We start from the raw sequence: 17,772 nt of genomic DNA, 5'->3' as shown, positions 1-17,772 counted from the left end.
TGTACACATGGGAATATACGCAATACCGGTTGCGCTGCTGCTGGGCGGTTTGATTATACTGGTCGAGCTGAAGCGGAAGAAGCAGCGTGGACCGGTTGACTTTTTGACGTTAGTGAATGCCATCTACTTTATGAGCTTTGCTGCAAGTCCAATTTTTCTGATGACCTACGATGTAGAAACGATGAGCAAGTGGACATGGCTGACGAAGGAGCCCCGCGATTCGGCGGTTTACTTCTACGCGGCACTGATCGCACTGCTCGCTTACATTGGCGTCCTGCTGGGATATGGATGGGCGCAGAAGCTGCCGATTAAGAACCGGGTTCATATACCGTTTGGACGTCCGGCGCTGAGCTACGCCATTTCAGAGAAACAGCTGCTGGTATGCGGGCTCATTATCGGAGCCATTGGCACGCTGAGCTTTGGTGTCTACACGATGGCGATCGGCGGACCGTCCAAGCTGTTTGAGCTGGCGATTGTTCTGCGCGGCGGCGGTAATATTTTTGATTCAAAATGGATGTTCCTGAAAAATGTAAGTCCGTTCATGCTGGTCGCCTCCTACTTCTTCTATGCTTTGATGAAGCAGAGCAAGAGGCCGGATATCAAGCGGCTGGCAGCCATATTATTTGCGATCATGTTCGCCTTGTCGCTGGCCCTTCTGTTCCATAAGGCTGGACGGATGGGGCTGCTGTCTTACCTGATTACCTTCCCGATCGCCAATATGCTGTTTACCGGGAAAATTAAGCTGCGGACGATTGTGTTCGGCGGCTTGTTCTTTGTTTTCATTACTCTGTTCGGCAAACAGATATTTAACTACTTTATGTATCCGGAAGGGCTGACGCAGCGGATGGGCACGGTATCGGAGGATACCGGCGGCGTGCTCGCGATGATTTTGGCGGAATTCGCGTTTCCATTCGCTACACTCGTCAACGTCATGACCAGCTATCCGGTGGCTGAGCCATTCCGCTGGTTCCAGGATGTGGCGGTAGGCTGGATGTATATTATACCAGACAGGCTGCTCGGTCTCGGTGGTATCGAGCTGCCGGCGACTGTGTCCCAAATCAATACGGAGCAGTTCGGCGCAAGCGGAACGGTGCCGGTTGATTTGGTGTCATTCGGCTACCTCAGCATGGGTCTTGCAGGAGTTGTCATTGCGGCACTCGTATTTGGCATTATGCTGGCCTTCATGGACCGCCTGTTCAAGGATACATCCCGGATGGCATGCATTATTTTCCGGGTGGCCTGGATGAATTTCTTCGCTTTCCGCGTGATGTATTCCGATCCGGAAATGTTCTTTGCAGCTTCCTTCTCGCTGGCAGCCGGAACGGTCATGCTGCTGGGAAGCGCTTGGCACACAAATAAGAAGCAAGTGAAGGAGTACGATTGGACCCATGAACGACAAGGTGAAAGTGCTGAGCTTGATCACAGGGCTGCAGACCGGCGGCGCCGAAATGATGCTGTTCCAAACGGTGACTCACTTAAACCGCGAACGGTATGAGTCCGTCGTCGTATCGCTGGAGTCGAACGGCAAGCTGACCGGCCGGCTTCGTGAACAAGGCATCAAGGTATATGAACTCGGCTTCAAGAAGAAAAATCCGCTTCACTGGCTGCGGCTCTTCCGTGTGCTGGCGCTGCTGCTGAAGGAGAAGCCGCAGATTGTGCATGCGTATATGTTCCATGCGGATATTATAGCCCGGGTTATGGGCAAGCTTGCCGGCATTCCAGTTATTATCTCATCCATTCGCAATGAGAATATCGGCGGCCGGATGAGAGAGCGGATGCTAGGCATGACAAAGCGTTTTGCCGATTGCGTGACGGCTGTCTGCCGCTCGGCCGGCGAACGCCAGGTCAGGCAGGGGGCAGTCGGTGCAGACCAGCTGACCGTTATTTACAACGGAGTGGACATGAGCCGTTTCGAGACTCATGCGCATGAAGATCCGGCAGCAATCCGCCGTGAGCTGGGCGTGCCGGAGCATCATTTCGTCTATATGACGGTGGGCAGGATGGCACAGCAAAAGAATCATCTTCAGCTGATAGACAGCTTCGCTGAAGTACAGAAGCGGCATCCGGATACAACGCTGCTGATCATCGGCGACGGCCCGCTTCGCGGAGAAATCATGGCGAAGATTAAGGAAAAAGGGCTGGAGGGCCATGTCCGTTGTCCGGGTCTTCGGACGGATGTGCCAAGGCTGCTTCGGGGCGCCGATGCTTTCGTTCTAGGCTCGCTCTGGGAGGGCTTCCCGAACGTAGTCATTGAAGCGATGGCATCCGAGCTGCCGGTTGTGGCTACCCGAACCGGTGGAGTGGCTGAGGTAGTTGAAGAGCCGGGCAGCGGCTTTATAGTAGAACCGGGTGTAACGGATGAGATGACCAAAGCGCTCTCCGCTCTGATCGCTATGGACAAGCCGGCAAGGGAAAAGATGGGCCGGTATGCGAAGAACATTGTGACCACACGATTTACTTTAGAACGTACGCTCGAACAGACAGATGAGCTTTACCGGTCCCTGCTGCAGCGCAAAGGTGTCGTGCCTCTATATGAGCGGACGCCCGCAGGATAAGCCGGATGCTCTGCTGTCACGGAGGCAGTTTCTGAAGAAGGCTACAGCAGCCGGACTTAGTGTTGTGCCGCTTGCGCTGGGCGGGCACAGCCTGTGGGCAGAGCTGCTCCGAACGGCTTCTGCCGAAGCAGTTGACGGAACCGAAACATGGAAACCGGCTGAGTCCTCAGAACATGCCAATCCGGAAGCTCCTTCACCCGGCTGGTTGAATGTCAAGGATTTTGGGGCAAGAGGGGACGGCAGTACGGATGACCTAGAGGCGATAGCCAGAGCGGCAGGAAAGGCTGCTGAAGTCTCAGGAGGGGTCGTGTATTTTCCGCCAGGAGAATATGTGATTACGGATACGCTGATGATCACCCGGCCTATGAAGCTGGCGGGTGCTGGCAAGGATGCATCGGTCATCAGGCTGACAAAGGAGAACGTTGATGCTGTTAAGGTTCAGGGAACCAAGGATGTGACGATCTCGCATCTGCAGGTCAGGGACATTATTAACAGGGGCCAGGGTGAGAACACCGGTATTCATTTGTACGCCAGTCACAACTGTGTGGTCGAGCATGTTAGAGTATACAATAGCGATGACTCGGGTATCCGGGTAGGCTACGGCAAGTTCGAGGTATCCCGTAGCTGCCGTATTCTGAACTGTCAGATTGAGAAGACGAATGGCGGTTCAGGAATCGAGGTCATGCGTGCAGCGGATACGCTGGTGCATGGGTGTACAATCCGCGACAGCCTGCAGCACGGCGTAAGGCTATGCGGGTCCAGCGGCTCTATTGTGACGTCTAACCGGATATCGGGCAGCGGAAGTTCTGATATATCTATCCAGGGCTTTGGCAGCAAGGGGGTTATCCTGCATCCGGTAGAGGACTTTCTGGTTGAGGATAACACCTGTGAAGGCACAGGAGAGAACGATGGCGTGTCGATGTTCAATTATGCGCTCACCGGTCTTCTGCAGCATAACAGCTTCAGCGGACACCGTAACGGGATGAGGCTTTACGATCCTGACGGCTACGGAAGCCGGGATGTACGAATCACCGGGAATACCTGGAGAGGACAGCAACGGGGGATCCTAATTGAAGGCAAGCATAACCGGCTTACATTCCGGTATAACCGGTATGCAAGCTTTGCGCGTCCGGAGAACGGAGGTCCGGCTTATGCCTTTGATATACAAGGCACAGGCGCCGAGACCGATATTACCATTGAAGAAAATTGGGTGACAGACAAAGTTGAGTCGCCTGCAGAGCTGGTTGCCATCCGGCTTCGCCATTGCGGCAGCGGTACCCGCATCCAGTTCAGACGCAATCAGCTGGAATATTGGCCAGCGGGCGCAACAGGCACGTATTGGATGAATGATAATACAGGCCTGCTGATTCGCGACCATGGAGGCAGAGATACAAACGTCATCGGCAGCTGATGCCGCTGCGCGTTGTGAATAATAATACAGAACCCGATAAGGGGCATGGAGGGATTCCACGATGAAGGTATTGATCACAGGAGCGGCAGGCTTTGTCGGTTTTCATACGGCGGTACGCCTGCTTGAAGCGGGACACGAAGTAGTAGGTGCCGATAATTTTAATGACTATTATGATGTAAGGCTGAAGGAAGACCGGGTAGCTCAGCTGCTGGACTATGACCGGTTTGAACTGGCGAGAATGCATCTGGAGGATCTGACAGCTGTTCAGGACCTGTTTGCACGTCACACGTTCGACCGTGTCATCCATTTGGCTGCACAAGCAGGCGTACGTTACAGTCTGAAGAATCCGCATGCTTATATCGCTTCCAATGTGGCAGGCTTTACGAACATTCTTGAAGCATGCCGTTATCAGAAGACGCCGCATCTGATCTATGCTTCTTCCAGCTCGGTCTATGGTGCCAACGCCAAAATGCCGTTCGCTGAAGCCGATCCGGTCAACCATCCGGTCAGCTTGTACGCGGCTACGAAGAAGGCCAATGAACTGTTTGCGCATACCTACAGCCATCTATACGGTCTGCCAACAACCGGGTTGCGATTCTTCACCGTATACGGTCCTTGGGGTCGTCCTGATATGGCGTATTTCTCCTTTACGAAGAAAATTATGGCCGGCGAGAAAATCCAGGTGTTCAACCATGGACAAATGCGCCGTGACTTTACGTATATTGACGATATTGTAGAAGGCATCGTCCGCCTGATGGATCATGTTCCGCAGGGTGAACCAAGCTTTGACCGGTTGAACCCGGACCCGGCGACAAGCTATGCGCCTTACCGTGTGTACAACATCGGCAACAATGAGCCGGTTGAGCTGATGCATTTCATCCGCACGCTGGAGAGCGCGCTCGGCAAGAAGGCGGACATCGAACTGCTGCCGATGCAGGATGGTGACGTTGTAGAAACATTTGCTGATATCAGTGCGCTGCAGCAGGCTGTCGGCTTTAAGCCGTATACATCTATTGAAGAAGGCCTGTCGCGCTTTGTAGCCTGGTATACCAAGTATTATGCAGACCAGCCCGCGGGGGTGTAACGGGACATGAAGGTTGCTCATCTCTGTACGAGTGCGCTAAGTCATAAGATATTAGTCGATAAGCTGGCGCTGTTGCGTAAGAAGGGATACGACATTCATCTCGTTTCGTCTGAGGAAGGCTATGATCCGAATCTCGTGGACAAATACGGGTTTGAGCTCCGTTTTGTTCACATGAACCGGCCGATCAAGCCGTTGGATGACCTGCGCTCGATCTTCAGAGTGGCCAAGGTTCTGAAGCAGGAGCAGTACGATATTGTTCATACGCATACCGCAAAGGCCGGGGTAGTCGGACGGATAGCGGCGCGGCTCGCAAGAGTCCCCGTCGTGATCCATACGACCCACGGTCTTCCGTTTTATGAAGGGCAAAGCCGGCTTAAGAACCGGCTTTTTTGTTTGCTTGAAAAGGTTGGCGCTGCCTTCGGACATGCCATAGCCTCCCAGAATCGTGAGGATATTGCCAAAATTCGCGAATATGCTCCGCGTGCGACTGTCTATTACGAAGGCAACGGCGTTGATCTGGAAGCCCTCGACGCCAAGCGTGCCGCCATTACGCCTGATATGCTAAGCGAGCTTCGGCGGCAGTGGTCGATCCGGCCCGATCAGAAGGTTATGCTGATGGGTGCCCGCTTTGAGCCGGTGAAGGATCACTTCTTCCTGCTGGAAGGGCTGAAGCGGCTGAAGCAGCTTGGACAGACGGATTATGTCTGCGTGCTTGCCGGCAAGGGTGAGCTTGAGGATGAGGTGCGAAGCCGGATCAAGGAATACGGTCTGGAAGCTCAGGTCCGATTAATTGGGCATACCCGAGAAATTTACTCATGGATTGAGCTGGCTGACGTCATTGTTCTGTCTTCGGAGAAGGAAGGCATCCCTCGCATCGTGATGGAGGCCATGACCTACAGCAAGCCTGTTGTGGCGAGCGATGTCATTGGCACGCGTGAGACGGTAATCAATGAGCGCAACGGTCTTCTTGTTCCTTATAAGGATGCGGATGCACTCGCCGGAGCGCTTAACAAAGTGCTGAGCGACGGTGAATACGCGCATCGGCTCGGCCTGGAAGGCCGCCGCATGGTGGAGCAGGAATTTACCGAGGAGCTGGTTGTCGAGCGCATTCACGCTTACTACGGCGAGTTGATTGAGAAGCTGGGATTAACGGAGAAAGCCAAGCACCTGCAGTCCGTAGCGGTAGATACCGGCTACGCCGAGCGCTCGAATTCCGCTTAGCTTAGCCTGCCTGAATACGTACAATGTTTTACCCATAATCAGAATATGAAGGAGTGAAGTCGAACCATGAGTATGAATCCCCAGCAACGTATGTCAATGGAGATGGAACTGAACCGCACTGAGAACCAGTTCTTATCTTACCGGAGAGTGAAGCGTATGCTGGATGTCGTCAGCAGTGCCTTTATCCTGGTCTTTATCTCGCCGCTGCTGCTATTGGTCTATCTGGCCATAGCCATTACAGACGGCCGTCCGGCTGTATTCAAGCAGGTTCGCACCGGGGTAAACGGCGTACCGTTTACGATTTATAAGTTCCGTTCGATGAGACTTGCCCACAAGCAGGTGCCCGCGCCTAACCAGGCCAAGGCCAACTATGACGAGTGGACAGACGGAGTGCCGGATGATTTTGTATTCAAATCCGGTTTTAACCCGAATGTAACCAAGCTAGGTGCATTCCTGCGCAAGACCAGCCTGGATGAGCTGCTGCAATTCTACAATGTGCTCAAGGGTGATATGAGCATTATCGGCCCACGTCCTGAAGTGCCGCAGATTACAGATAAATACAACGCTCACCAGCGTCAGCGTCTGCTTGTCAAGCCGGGCATTACCGGCTGGGCGCAGGTTAACGGCCGTTCGGATATTCCGCATGGCGATAAGATCCGATACGACCTGGAATATGTGCAAAATTGCTCGCTCTTGCTTGATGTGAAGATCTTTCTGAAGACGATCCAGATGGTACTGCTGAACAAAGGTTCATATTGAGGAGGTAATCATTCATGAAAGTTAAAAAAGCGATTATACCAGCCGCGGGTCTTGGTACAAGGTTCCTGCCTGCAACGAAGGCGCAGCCAAAAGAAATGCTGCCGATTGTCGATAAGCCGACCATTCAATACATTATTGAAGAAGCTGTCGCCTCCGGTATTGAAGATATTATCATTGTCAGCGGACGAGGCAAGCGTGCGATTGAGGACCATTTTGACAAATCGTTCGAGCTCGAAGAGACCCTTGCCAAGAAGAATAAGCAGAAGGAACTGGACGAGCTGGCTGCCATTAATGATCTGGCACAGATTCATTACATCCGTCAGGGCGAGCCGAAGGGTCTAGGACATGCGATCTGGTGTGCGCGCAAGTTTATCGGCCATGAGCCGTTCGCGGTACTGCTTGGCGATGACATTGTGCAGTCCGAAGTACCTTGCCTGAAGCAGCTGATCAATGTTTTTGATATGTACCAATCCTCCGTTGTCGGCGTGCAGGAAGTGCCGGATGAGGATGTATCCAAATATGGCGTAATTGACCCGCATGGCCTCGAAATCGCTCCGGATTTGGTGCGTGTTGCCAACTTTATCGAGAAGCCGAAGAAGGAGCAGGCGCCATCCAATTATGCGATTATGGGCCGCTATGTGCTGCGTCCGGAAATTTTCGATATTCTCGGCAGCCTGGAGCCGACCTCAGGCGGCGAGATTCAGCTGACAGACGGCATCCAGCGTCTGAACGCATTGCAGACTGTTCTGGCGTATAACTTCACGGGTGTTCGTTATGATGTCGGTGACAAGTTTGGCTTCATCAAGGCAACGGTTGACTTTGCATTGCAGCGTGAAGACTTGCGCGATGATGTGATGGCGTATCTGCAGGAAATTTACCAAAATCAGCTTGTAACTCACGGGGGGTAATCGATATGAAAAAAGTTGCAGTAATCGGAACGGGCTATGTCGGTTTGGTATCGGGCACATGCTTTGCCGAAATCGGACATCAGGTTATCTGCTGTGATATTGACCGCCGCAAGATTGACCTGCTGAAATCGGGTATTATTCCTATCTATGAACCGGGCCTTGAGGAACTTGTCTCCTCGAATACCGAACTCGGACGCTTGTCCTTCACGGATGAGATCGGGGCGGCTATTCAGGCCTCCGACATTGTGTTCATCGCAGTCGGCACGCCGATGTCCGCTACAGGCGAAGCCGACCTGACGTATGTTAAGGCCGTAGCCAAGACGATCGGTGAGAACCTGAATGATTATAAAGTTGTCGTTACCAAGAGTACGGTACCGGTAGGGACGGGCCGGCTCGTTGCGCAAACCGTTGCGGATAACCGTCCGGACAGCTCGATTGAATTCGATGTTGTATCCAATCCGGAGTTCCTGCGTGAAGGAACAGCGATAGCCGACTGCATGAAGATGGAGCGTGCGGTTATCGGCGCAACCAGCGATAAGGCTGCGCAAATCATTGCCGAGCTGCATGAGCCGTTCAACACAACGATCTTTATCACTGACCTGGAAAGTGCGGAGATGATTAAGTACGCGGCCAATGCTTTCCTCGCGACTAAGATCTCGTTCATTAACGAAATCGCCAACCTGTGTGAGCGCGTAGGAGCTGATGTTACGGAAGTTGCTGCAGGCGTTGGCCTTGACAGCCGGATTGGCTCGAAGTTCCTGCAGGCAGGCATCGGTTACGGTGGCTCTTGCTTCCCTAAAGATACGGAGGCGCTCAAGCATATTGCAACACAGAACAACTACGAGTTTAAAATTATTGAGTCGGTTATCGAAATTAACCATCGTCAGCGCCTCATCATGCTGGATAAGCTGAAGGAAGCGCTCGGCAGTGTTCAAGGCAAGCACATTGCCGTTCTTGGTCTCGCATTCAAGCCGAATACAGATGACATGCGTTATGCACCTTCCCTTGACCTCATCCCTGCTCTTCTGAAGATGGGCGCAACGGTTACAGCATACGATCCGGTAGCTATTCCTGAGGCAAGCAAGCAGCTGCCGGCAGAAACGGAGTATGGCGCAAACGTATATGACACCCTGCGCGGCGCGGACGCTTGTATGATTCTGACGGAATGGAACGAAATCAAGGAGATGGATCTCTCCCGCGCGCGTGAGCTTCTCCGCGCCCCAATCGTCGTCGACGGCCGGAACTGCTTCTCGCTGCAGGAAATGGAAGAGCTTGGTCTTGCCTATTACAGTGTTGGCAGACCTGTAGTCCGTACACCGGAGCACGCAGTCGTATAACCAGGCACTCATTAATCCACGCAGATAAAGGAGTCGGAGCAGGATGCAGAAAATATTAGTCACAGGGGGAGCCGGATTCATCGGCTCCCATATTGTGGATCGCTGTATTGAAAAAGGCCACCGTACGATCATTGTCGACAATTTATCGACAGGCAAGCGGGAGAATGTGAACCCGGAAGCGATATTTTACGAGGCGGACATTCGTTCCAACGACATGTTCAGCATCATGGAAAAAGAGCGGCCGGATGTTGTGATTCACCATGCCGCCCAGATTGACGTTCAGCAGTCTATCGTCAATCCGTTCGAGGATGCGGGTATAAACATCTCCGGCACCGTTAACCTGCTGAAGGCTTCGGTTACAGCTGGCGTGAGGAAGTTTATCTACGCCTCATCGGCTGCGGTTTATGGTCCGCCGGAGAGTTTGCCGGTGACGGAGGATCACCGGAAGATGCCGATTTCATTCTATGGTGTGTCCAAATATGTGCCCGAGTATTATATCCGCACCTTCGCTTCGCTTCATAATATTGCGTTCACGATTTTGCGGTATGCCAATGTATACGGAGTCAGGCAGGATCCGAAGGGTGAAGGCGGCGTAATCTCGATCTTCCTTGACCGGATGCTGCAGAATAAGCCGCTTCGGGTATTTGGAGACGGTTCGCAGACACGGGATTTTATCTACGTCGGAGATATAGCGGAGGCCAACGTGCAGGCGATTGACCGCGGGGACGGTCAAATTGTAAATATCAGCACGGCTACCTCCGTCAGCTTGAACGGCCTGATTACCGCTTTCGAGGGTGTCATGGGAAGGAAGCAGGAGGTTATCTATGAGGAGGCCCGCCAAGGCGATATCCTTCACAGCTGTCTTGATAACAGTCTAGCTAAGGAACAGCTTGCCTGGGAGCCGAAGGTCAACCTCGAAGAAGGACTTAGGCGAATTTATGATTATTACGCGCCCCTCTATTCGGCCAGCCGTATAGAAGAGGCCAAACAGCTCGAACGGGAAGCGAGGGAGGCGGCGCTGGCTGCAACCTGATGCTGTCCGGTACGGTATACCACAGCATAAAGCGGGGATGCTTCGAATATCGAAGCATCCCCGCTTTTTTGGCGTGTCAAGCACAACCCTCCCATGCAACAGACCGCTGCCCGCGTGGGGGCCTACTCAGCAGGTAAAGTTATTGATTGCCGCGTCCGTGCATCAACCGCTCCGCACGGACAAAGGCAATAAACCGGCGTGCTTCGTCGGCCGACAGCTTGCGACCATCTATCGCAAGGGCAAACTTCTCCAATATTTCCTCATCTGATAATTCCAATGCATCCGAAAACTGTCTGACCTCCGGGTCTAATGTCCTATGCGGCAGCTCAGTACGTCCAACCAGATAATCGATGGATACTTTAAACAGGTCAGCAAACTTTGTCAGTGTCTCTGTGTCCGGCTCCCGCCGGTTTTTCTCATAGTGCGAGAGAGCGGCGCGGGATATTCCAAGCGAGGAGGAAGTCTGTTCCTGTGTCCACCCCCGCTGTTCCCTCAACTTTGCAATACGGCTGCCTATGTTCATTGTAATCCCCCTATATATATAACCCGTCAAATGCACGCTTGGAAACAAAAGTCGATCGAAAGCTGTATTCGCCGGACTACCTAAAATTACCGTTACATTTTGTATCTTATGATATTCAATCTTGCCTGTCTATACTACTTCTATACCTATCTTAAAATTTTTTTAAAGTTTTGGTAGAACGATGGAAAAAATAGAGTCATTTTTCGCGTAAAACCCGCATAGAATGGCGGATAAGGGCACAAGGGACATGCCAAAATGCCGAAAAACAGGGCTGAGGATTTTCCGCGGCAACGGTAGTATAATGGAGGCAGCATATAAGGGTACGGAGGGAATTGTCGTGAGAATTGCTATTATTGGAGTCGGTTATGTAGGCCTGGTCACAGGAGTATGCTTTGCTGAGCTGGGCCACCGTGTAGTCTGCATTGATCGCGACGAAAATAAAATTAAACTGTTATCGGCCGGAAGACCCGCGATTCACGAACCAGATCTGGAGGAATATATGCTTCGGCTGATGGGAGAAGAGCGTCTCCGCTTCTCGGCTTCAGTGGACGAAACGGCACAGGCTGATGTGGTGGTCGTAGCCGTGGGAACTCCGCAGCGCATAGATGGAGCTAGTGATCTGACGGATTTAGAGTCAGCAGTGCGTAGGCTTGCTCCGTTCTTGCGCGAGGATACCATTGTCATGATCAAAAGCACCGTTCCGGTCGGGACGAATGAACGTGTAAGGGATTGGATTAGGGAGGAAACCGGGCGGCATGCGGATACGGTATCGGTTCCGGAGTTCATGAGGGAAGGCTCGGCGCTGCAGGACAGCTTCCATCCTGATCGTATTGTGATCGGATCCGACAGCCCCAGGGCTGCTGCTATAGCAGGGGGGCTGCACGCTCCTCTGACTGCTAATATTCTGCATACCGACCTGCGGACGGCCGAGATGATCAAGTATGCTTCGAATGCTTTTCTGGCGACGAAAATTTCCTTTATTAATGAAATGGCTAATCTTTGCGATAAGGTGGGCGCGGATGTTGAGGTTGTGGCGGCAGGGATGGGGATGGATCCCAGGATCGGCAGCGCCTTTCTTAAGGCGGGTATTGGTTACGGGGGCTCCTGCTTCCCCAAGGATACTCACGCGCTGCTGCAGATTGCCGGTCATGTGGACTATGATTTCAAGCTGCTTAAGGCTGTTATTGAGGTGAATCAGACACAGCGCAGATGGGTGCTGGATGCTCTGAATGAACAGCTCGGGACGATCGAGGGCTTAACAATTGCTGTATGGGGAGCTTCCTTTAAGCCGGGAACAGATGACGTTCGTTCTGCTCCTTCGCTTGATATCGTGCCTGAGCTGGTTTCGCGCGGCGCTGCAGTACGGATGTGCGATCCGGCCGGGGAATCTAACTTTCGGCGGGCATATGAGCATCCACAGGTAACCTGGTACAACGAAGCACTAGCCGCTGCTGAGGGTGCTCATGCCGTCTGCCTGCTGACAGAATGGCCTGTCTTTAGAGAGGTGGATTTGAGCTTGCTTCGCTCCGTTATGGCTGCACCTGTTCTGATAGATGGACGTAACGCCTATCAGGGTGAAGCGGTCATGCAGGCAGGGCTTTATTACACGGCGGTAGGGCGCCCGGTACTCCGCCAGATGGCCCCGTGCTCCTTGGACTAAATGGAGCTATGGTAGATCATTGTCGGATAAAGTCTGGCGAGGGGAATTTTTAAAATTTTGTTGAGAAAAATGACGAATCGTGTTTTAAGGGGATAGGGCTTGGGTAATGAGAAATATCCTACATATGAGTTTATCAGCTTATCATAATGACAAAATAGAACAATGTAAGCGTCTTATCCTTGACACAAATCGAGAAATGTCATAAATTAAAAGTGTGCTTAGATACATTCTGTAACATAAATAAACATAAATGATACAAAAGGTATACACACTTTACTATTAAGGGAGTGAATTACTAATGCACGGATCAAATCAGTTCTACTGTGTCTGCTGTAACAGTCTGGAGGAAATGAGCGAGGCGGATGTGCTGTTCAAGACAGGTTACTTCCGTGTTATTCATCCGCTCGGCTGCTGTGAAAGCTGCACGCAGTCAGCGGTGAACAGCGGAACGGACGACGACCTGCTCTGCGCTGAGCTTACGGCATCTGAATCAGGCAGAGACGTTTATGAACCCAGCCAGAAGCTCAGGGATGAACGGTTTGACTCGCTGCTGGCCCGGTTGGTGTCTGCGTAGCCGCATTCAAATACCGGATGGGTCCCATGGGTATGTGAAGGAGACAAGCAAATAATCGTTTAGAATAAGACAAACAGCCCGGGGGAGTTATAGATCCCAGCCGGGCTTTTGGTTATTCCAGCATAACAGCCGGCCAATCTCAAGGTTTGTTAAAGAACCTTCCAATGTTTTCCTAGCTCCTATATAATAGCAGGAGTATAGAGGGAGGGGAAACAATGCGTGAACAGATACCTGCATCCGCGGCAGTTGCTAAAGAGCCTGTCGTACGACTGCTGAATGTTACGAAACGGATTGGCGGCAAGACAATTATCGACAAGCTGACGCTGGATATCCCAACCGGTGAGGTATTCGGCTTTCTGGGACCTAACGGATCGGGTAAAACAACGACGATCCGGATGATGGTAGGTCTCATGGGCATGACTGACGGGGAAATCAAGATTAGAGGATACAACATCAAGACGGAATATGAGAAGGCTATCCGCCAGGTGGGGGCGATTGTCGAAAACCCCGAAATGTACAAGTATTTGACGGGTTATCAAAACCTGCTGCATTATGCCAGAATGATACCGGGCATCACCAAGCAGCGGATCGATGAAGTCGTCGCCCTGGTAGGGCTTAAGGAGCGCATTAATGATAAGGTGAAGACATACTCGCTTGGTATGCGGCAGCGTCTTGGCGTCGCTCAGGCAGTTATGCATAAGCCTTCCTTGTTGATTCTGGATGAACCTACCAATGGTCTCGATCCCGCGGGTATCCGGGAGCTCCGCGACTATCTGCGCCAGCTGGCAAGAACAGAAGGTATCACCGTGTTTGTCTCCAGTCACTTGCTGTCCGAGATGGAGCTGATGTGTGACCGTGTGGCAATCATTCAAAGCGGAAAGCTGCTGGATGTCCGGGCTCTGAACGGAGCTGCAGAGACTGGTCTGACCGGCACGGTTGTCCATTTCGAAGTGGACCGCCCGGAGGAGGCGGTGAAGCTGCTTGAAGCAGAAGGTGTACCGGTGACCCTTGCTGGCGCCTTGCTGTCCATGAACATGGACCGGGAAGCGGCAGCCGGCGTTAACGCACGTCTGGTTGGCGCAGGCTTTAAGGTGTACGGCTTCCGCTCGGTAGCCAAATCGCTTGAAGATCAGTTTCTTGAAGTGACCGGAGGTGAGGGGATTGTTTGATTTCATGCAGCTAGTCGCCAATGAGAATATGAAGACTTACCGCAGAATCCGCACCTGGATTATGCTCGGGATATTACTTGTGCTTGCAGCGGGCACGACCATTGTCTTCTATAGTATCACCGATGAAATTCCGAACATGTGGATGGTCACGGAGCTGGAGGCAACCTTCTTGTCTTCGCTAATTACCATCTTCGTCGTTATAGTGGCAGCCGAGAGTGTGGCAAGTGAATTCTCGACAGGTACGATAAAGCTGCTGCTTATTCGCCCGTGGAGCCGTTCCAAGATCCTGCTCTCCAAGTACATATCGCTGATGCTGCTGGCTGTATTTTTTACGGCTGTCGTGTTCGTGTTTACCGTTCTGATGAATATGATCGTCTTTGGATATTCCAGCGAGTTGGAGCTGGCCGTTGGCTCGGCGGATAATATGGCACCGCTGCCGTATATGCTGATGTTCTATCTGTATAACTTCATCAGCCTGGTCGTGGTGGCTACACTGGCGTTCATGATTTCTTCTGTCTTCCGGTCGTCGGGACTGGCGATCGGTCTGTCGATCTTCCTGACGGTTGGCGGGGGAAACATCCTCGTGGCCGTTCTGGGTATGTTCCAAGCGGATTTGGTGGATTATATCCTGTTTACGCATCTCGACATTACGGGTCACCTTTCAGCTGGTGAAACCGAGTATACGCTCGGTTTCTCATTGGGCGTGCTAGCGGTCTATTATGCCATCTTCATGGTGCTTGCCTGGTACGTGTTCAAAAAGCGTGACGTGGCGGCGTAATTGAAGGCAGGTATTGCTGCCGCATAGCTAATCGGCAACTCATAGTGAAGCAGCCCCACAGACTATCGATAGCGATGGCTGTGGGGCTGCTCTTGTTTATTTTTACTTCATGGCCTTAAAGGCGCGGTCGGCCGCTTCCAGCGTAAAGGCGATATCTTCCTCGGTATGAGCGACGGTGAGGAACCAGGCTTCATATTTGGAAGGCGCCAGGCAGACCCCTTGGTCCAGCATGTACCGGAAGAATGCTGCGAACTGCTCGCTGTCCGTATCCTGGGCTTCGTCATAATTCGTGACCGGGTGGCTGCAGAAATGTGTCGAGAACGAGCCTCTGATCCGGTTCACGGTCAGAGGGATGCCATGCCGCCCGGCAGACTGCTCCAGCCCTTCGGTGAGCTTTGCCGCCAGCGTGTCCATCTGTTCATAAACGCCCGGCTGTTCCAGCACTTCGAGGCAGGCAATGCCGGCAGCTACGGAAGCAGGATTTCCGGCCATGGTACCGGCCTGGTATGCGGGTCCAAGCGGCGCAACCTGCTCCATAATGGCCTTGCGTCCGCCGTAGGCCCCGATCGGCAGTCCGCCGCCGATGATTTTGCCAAGCGCGGTGAGATCTGGCTCAATGGCAGCTTGATCCGAAAACGCGTGGAACGTTTGGGCGGAGCCATAATGGAACCGGAAAGCGCTGATGACCTCGTCATAGATGACAAGCGCGCCAGCATCGCGGGTCATCCGGCACAAGCCTTCGAGAAAGCCAGGCTTCGGCATCACCATGCCGAAGTTGCCGACAATCGGCTCTACCATGACAGCAGCGACATCCTCGCCGTATCGCTCTAGAGCAAGCTTCAGTCCATCCAGATCATTGAAGGGAACGGTGATGACTTCCTGCGCGATGCTGACGGGAATCCCTGCGCTGTCCGGGATACCAAGAGTAGATGGTCCGGAACCGGCAGCGACCAGCACAAGATCGGAATGGCCGTGGTAACAGCCGGCAAATTTAATGATTTTATTGCGGCCGGTATAAGCCCTTGCCACACGGATAGTGGTCATGACTGCTTCCGTACCTGAATTTACGAACCGTACCTTATCAAGAGAGGGGATAGCTGTTTTCAGTTTGCGCGCAAGCTCGATTTCCAGCTCCGTTGGTGTACCGTACAGGGTGCCGTTCGATGCTGCCCGGGTTAATGCTGCTGTAATATGGGGGTGCGCATGTCCGGCAATTATAGGTCCATACGCCGCTAGATAGTCGACATAACGGTTGCCGTCAACATCCCAGAAGTAGGCGCCTTCAGCACGCTTCATGAATACGGGTGCACCGCCGCCGACAGCCTTGAAGGAACGGGAAGGGCTGTTAACGCCGCCTACTATATGCTGAAGTGCTTCCTGATATAGTGCTTCCGACCGGGTGCGAGGGCGAGATTGTATTGTCATATATAAATACCTGCCTTTCATAAGGGAAGACGATCCGTTAGCGCGGATCACCTTCCAGTTAAGGTTTAGTCCTATTATAGGCCAAAAAGAAGAAGAGGGCGATTACGGTGCCAGACCGTAAACCCTCTTCGTTATGCGGGTGAACAATAATCGGCTTTTTGTTAGTAAGACTCGTCAGCCGGCGGTGCCGCCCGCGGTTCGGGTCTCGTCTCCGCTGGACTCGATGCCGCTTGCGCCGGAGCCTTGCGTCGATGTTTCCTTGACAGACTCCGGAATAGACGTGTCTTCATTCAGAACCTCTTGAACGTAAGCCTTAAGCGCCTCTGTGTCGCGGATGCCGAGCACACTGCCCACACCCTGAATCCGTTCGTCAGCCAGCAGATCCATTGGAGGGAGCTGGGCTGAGCCGGCCATATGGAGGCCGAGGCCCAGCTGGCCGAGCTTCAGCATGTCGTTCACTTCAAGATTCGTCTCAATGAAAGGCTGTACGCTGTCCAGAATTTCCTTCATGCGGACGAGATTCCAGGTGGACTGCATCTTCGTGGCAACGGCATTCAGGAAGTTCCGCTGACGCTCTGTCCGTGTAAAGTCGGACATGGCATCATGGCGGAAGCGGACATATTGAAGCGCTTTGTCCCCGTCCAGGTGCTGGTAGCCCTTCTTCAGATTAATATCGTAGCGGTTCTTGTCGGCATTATCGGTGTAGACCATGTCCTTCTCTACCTCATAGTCCACTCCGCCAATGGCGTCAACAAGAGCCTTAAATCCTTCAAAGTCTGCATAGATATAATATTGGATGTCGAGCCCGAGCAGGTCCCCGACCGTCTGCATAGCCAGCGGCGGTCCGCCGAGTGTAATGGCCGTATTAATTCGGTTGCTGCTGTGACCGGGAATTTCAACATAGGTGTCCCGAAGCAGAGACAGCAGGTGGGCTTTTTTGGTAATCGGATCTATGGAAGCTACCATCATGGAGTCAGAGCGAGCTACCTGGCCTTTTTCCAGTCCTCTGGCATCGCCGCCTAGCAGCAGAATGTTTACCCGTTCCGTGCCCGTCCATTCCGGCGGTTTCTCAATGGAGACATCAATGACATCCTTGAACCGGGACTCCGTATCTGATTTCTTGAAATTATCCAACGCGTTGTAGATGCCGATCCCTTGGTAGGCTGCATAAGCCCCAATTATAATAGCGACTCCTAATATACTGTATAAAGCCCACTTCCACGGCCTTTTCTTCTTTTCGGCCCGCACTTTCATCCGGCTTAGACCATCCTCTCTTTTTGTGCTTCCAATGCTTCAGGATAAAATGTATGATTACATATCATAAAATTATAATTT

General features: G+C 52.6%; 16 protein-coding genes. 13 read left to right on the top strand and 3 right to left on the bottom strand.

Going from position 1 to position 17,772, the window contains the following annotated elements; all coding sequences use genetic code 11:
- Positions 1-7: 7 nt before the first annotated feature.
- The 9 genes from L1N82_RS15240 to L1N82_RS15200 all read left to right on the top strand — a co-directional run bounded on the left by L1N82_RS15240 (position 8) and on the right by L1N82_RS15200 (position 10,308).
- On the top strand, positions 8-1,495 hold the full coding sequence (locus L1N82_RS15240) for an O-antigen polymerase (protein ID WP_235288309.1): 1,488 nt from the start codon (positions 8-10) through the stop codon (positions 1,493-1,495).
- Positions 1,389-2,555, top strand: coding sequence for a glycosyltransferase (locus L1N82_RS15235; RefSeq protein ID WP_235288308.1), 1,167 nt, complete (start codon positions 1,389-1,391; stop codon positions 2,553-2,555). Before L1N82_RS15240 ends, L1N82_RS15235 begins: the two co-directional genes overlap by 107 nt.
- A complete protein-coding gene (locus tag L1N82_RS15230) occupies positions 2,533-3,966 on the top strand; it encodes a right-handed parallel beta-helix repeat-containing protein (RefSeq protein WP_235288307.1) in 1,434 nt (477 codons plus the stop codon). The genes L1N82_RS15235 and L1N82_RS15230 overlap by 23 nt, the downstream gene beginning before the upstream one ends.
- Before the next feature lie 61 nt (positions 3,967-4,027).
- Positions 4,028-5,050, top strand: a complete 1,023-nt coding sequence (locus L1N82_RS15225) for an NAD-dependent epimerase (RefSeq protein ID WP_235288306.1) — start codon at positions 4,028-4,030, stop codon at positions 5,048-5,050.
- A gap of 6 nt (positions 5,051-5,056) precedes the next feature.
- Positions 5,057-6,271, top strand: coding sequence for a glycosyltransferase family 4 protein (locus L1N82_RS15220; protein WP_235288305.1), 1,215 nt, complete (start codon positions 5,057-5,059; stop codon positions 6,269-6,271).
- Between the two features lie 90 nt (positions 6,272-6,361).
- Entirely contained in the window at positions 6,362-7,030 is a 669-nt protein-coding gene (locus tag L1N82_RS15215; RefSeq protein WP_407946762.1) for a sugar transferase, read from the top strand.
- Positions 7,031-7,044: 14 nt separating this feature from the next.
- Positions 7,045-7,938, top strand: coding sequence for a UTP--glucose-1-phosphate uridylyltransferase GalU (gene galU, locus L1N82_RS15210; protein WP_111147152.1), 894 nt, complete (start codon positions 7,045-7,047; stop codon positions 7,936-7,938).
- Between the two features lie 5 nt (positions 7,939-7,943).
- Positions 7,944-9,275, top strand: a complete 1,332-nt coding sequence (gene tuaD / locus L1N82_RS15205; RefSeq protein ID WP_235288303.1) for a UDP-glucose 6-dehydrogenase TuaD — start codon at positions 7,944-7,946, stop codon at positions 9,273-9,275.
- Between the two features lie 43 nt (positions 9,276-9,318).
- The gene (locus L1N82_RS15200; protein WP_235288302.1) at positions 9,319-10,308 is read left to right on the top strand and encodes an NAD-dependent epimerase/dehydratase family protein; all 990 of its coding nucleotides are present in this window, start codon (positions 9,319-9,321) and stop codon (positions 10,306-10,308) included.
- Between the two features lie 139 nt (positions 10,309-10,447).
- Here the strand turns inward: L1N82_RS15200 and L1N82_RS15195 are convergent, their stop codons facing one another.
- Positions 10,448-10,831 carry a helix-turn-helix domain-containing protein gene (locus L1N82_RS15195; RefSeq protein ID WP_235288301.1) on the bottom strand — a complete coding sequence of 128 codons (384 nt, stop codon included), beginning with the start codon at positions 10,829-10,831 and terminating at the stop codon, positions 10,448-10,450.
- 337 nt (positions 10,832-11,168) lie between these two features.
- On the opposite strand from L1N82_RS15195, the gene L1N82_RS15190 reads away from it, so the two are divergent.
- The 4 genes from L1N82_RS15190 to L1N82_RS15175 all read left to right on the top strand — a co-directional run bounded on the left by L1N82_RS15190 (position 11,169) and on the right by L1N82_RS15175 (position 15,012).
- The gene (locus L1N82_RS15190) at positions 11,169-12,491 is read left to right on the top strand and encodes a UDP-glucose dehydrogenase family protein (RefSeq protein WP_235288466.1); all 1,323 of its coding nucleotides are present in this window, start codon (positions 11,169-11,171) and stop codon (positions 12,489-12,491) included.
- Between the two features lie 298 nt (positions 12,492-12,789).
- Positions 12,790-13,065 carry a hypothetical protein gene (locus tag L1N82_RS15185; protein ID WP_235288300.1) on the top strand — a complete coding sequence of 92 codons (276 nt, stop codon included), beginning with the start codon at positions 12,790-12,792 and terminating at the stop codon, positions 13,063-13,065.
- Positions 13,066-13,280: 215 nt separating this feature from the next.
- Complete coding sequence (locus tag L1N82_RS15180) at positions 13,281-14,234, top strand: ABC transporter ATP-binding protein (protein WP_235288299.1); 954 nt, start codon at positions 13,281-13,283, stop codon at positions 14,232-14,234.
- Positions 14,227-15,012 (top strand): ABC transporter permease, encoded by a 786-nt coding sequence (locus tag L1N82_RS15175; protein WP_235288298.1) that lies wholly within the window; start codon positions 14,227-14,229, stop codon positions 15,010-15,012. Before L1N82_RS15180 ends, L1N82_RS15175 begins: the two co-directional genes overlap by 8 nt.
- A 102-nt stretch (positions 15,013-15,114) precedes the next feature.
- On the opposite strand, the gene L1N82_RS15170 is transcribed toward L1N82_RS15175, so the two are convergent.
- Positions 15,115-16,437: a glutamate-1-semialdehyde 2,1-aminomutase gene (locus L1N82_RS15170; protein WP_235288297.1), complete on the bottom strand. Its 1,323-nt coding sequence runs from the start codon at positions 16,435-16,437 to the stop codon at positions 15,115-15,117.
- Between the two features lie 174 nt (positions 16,438-16,611).
- Complete coding sequence (locus tag L1N82_RS15165; protein ID WP_235288296.1) at positions 16,612-17,691, bottom strand: LCP family protein; 1,080 nt, start codon at positions 17,689-17,691, stop codon at positions 16,612-16,614.
- Positions 17,692-17,772 lie beyond the last annotated feature (81 nt).

This window comes from Paenibacillus tarimensis (genome assembly GCF_021532315.1).
Taxonomy (GTDB): Bacteria; Bacillota; Bacilli; order Paenibacillales; family Paenibacillaceae; genus Paenibacillus_I; species Paenibacillus_I tarimensis.
Note: the sequence above shows the minus strand (reverse complement) of the source record. Positions and strands in the feature narration are given on the sequence as shown.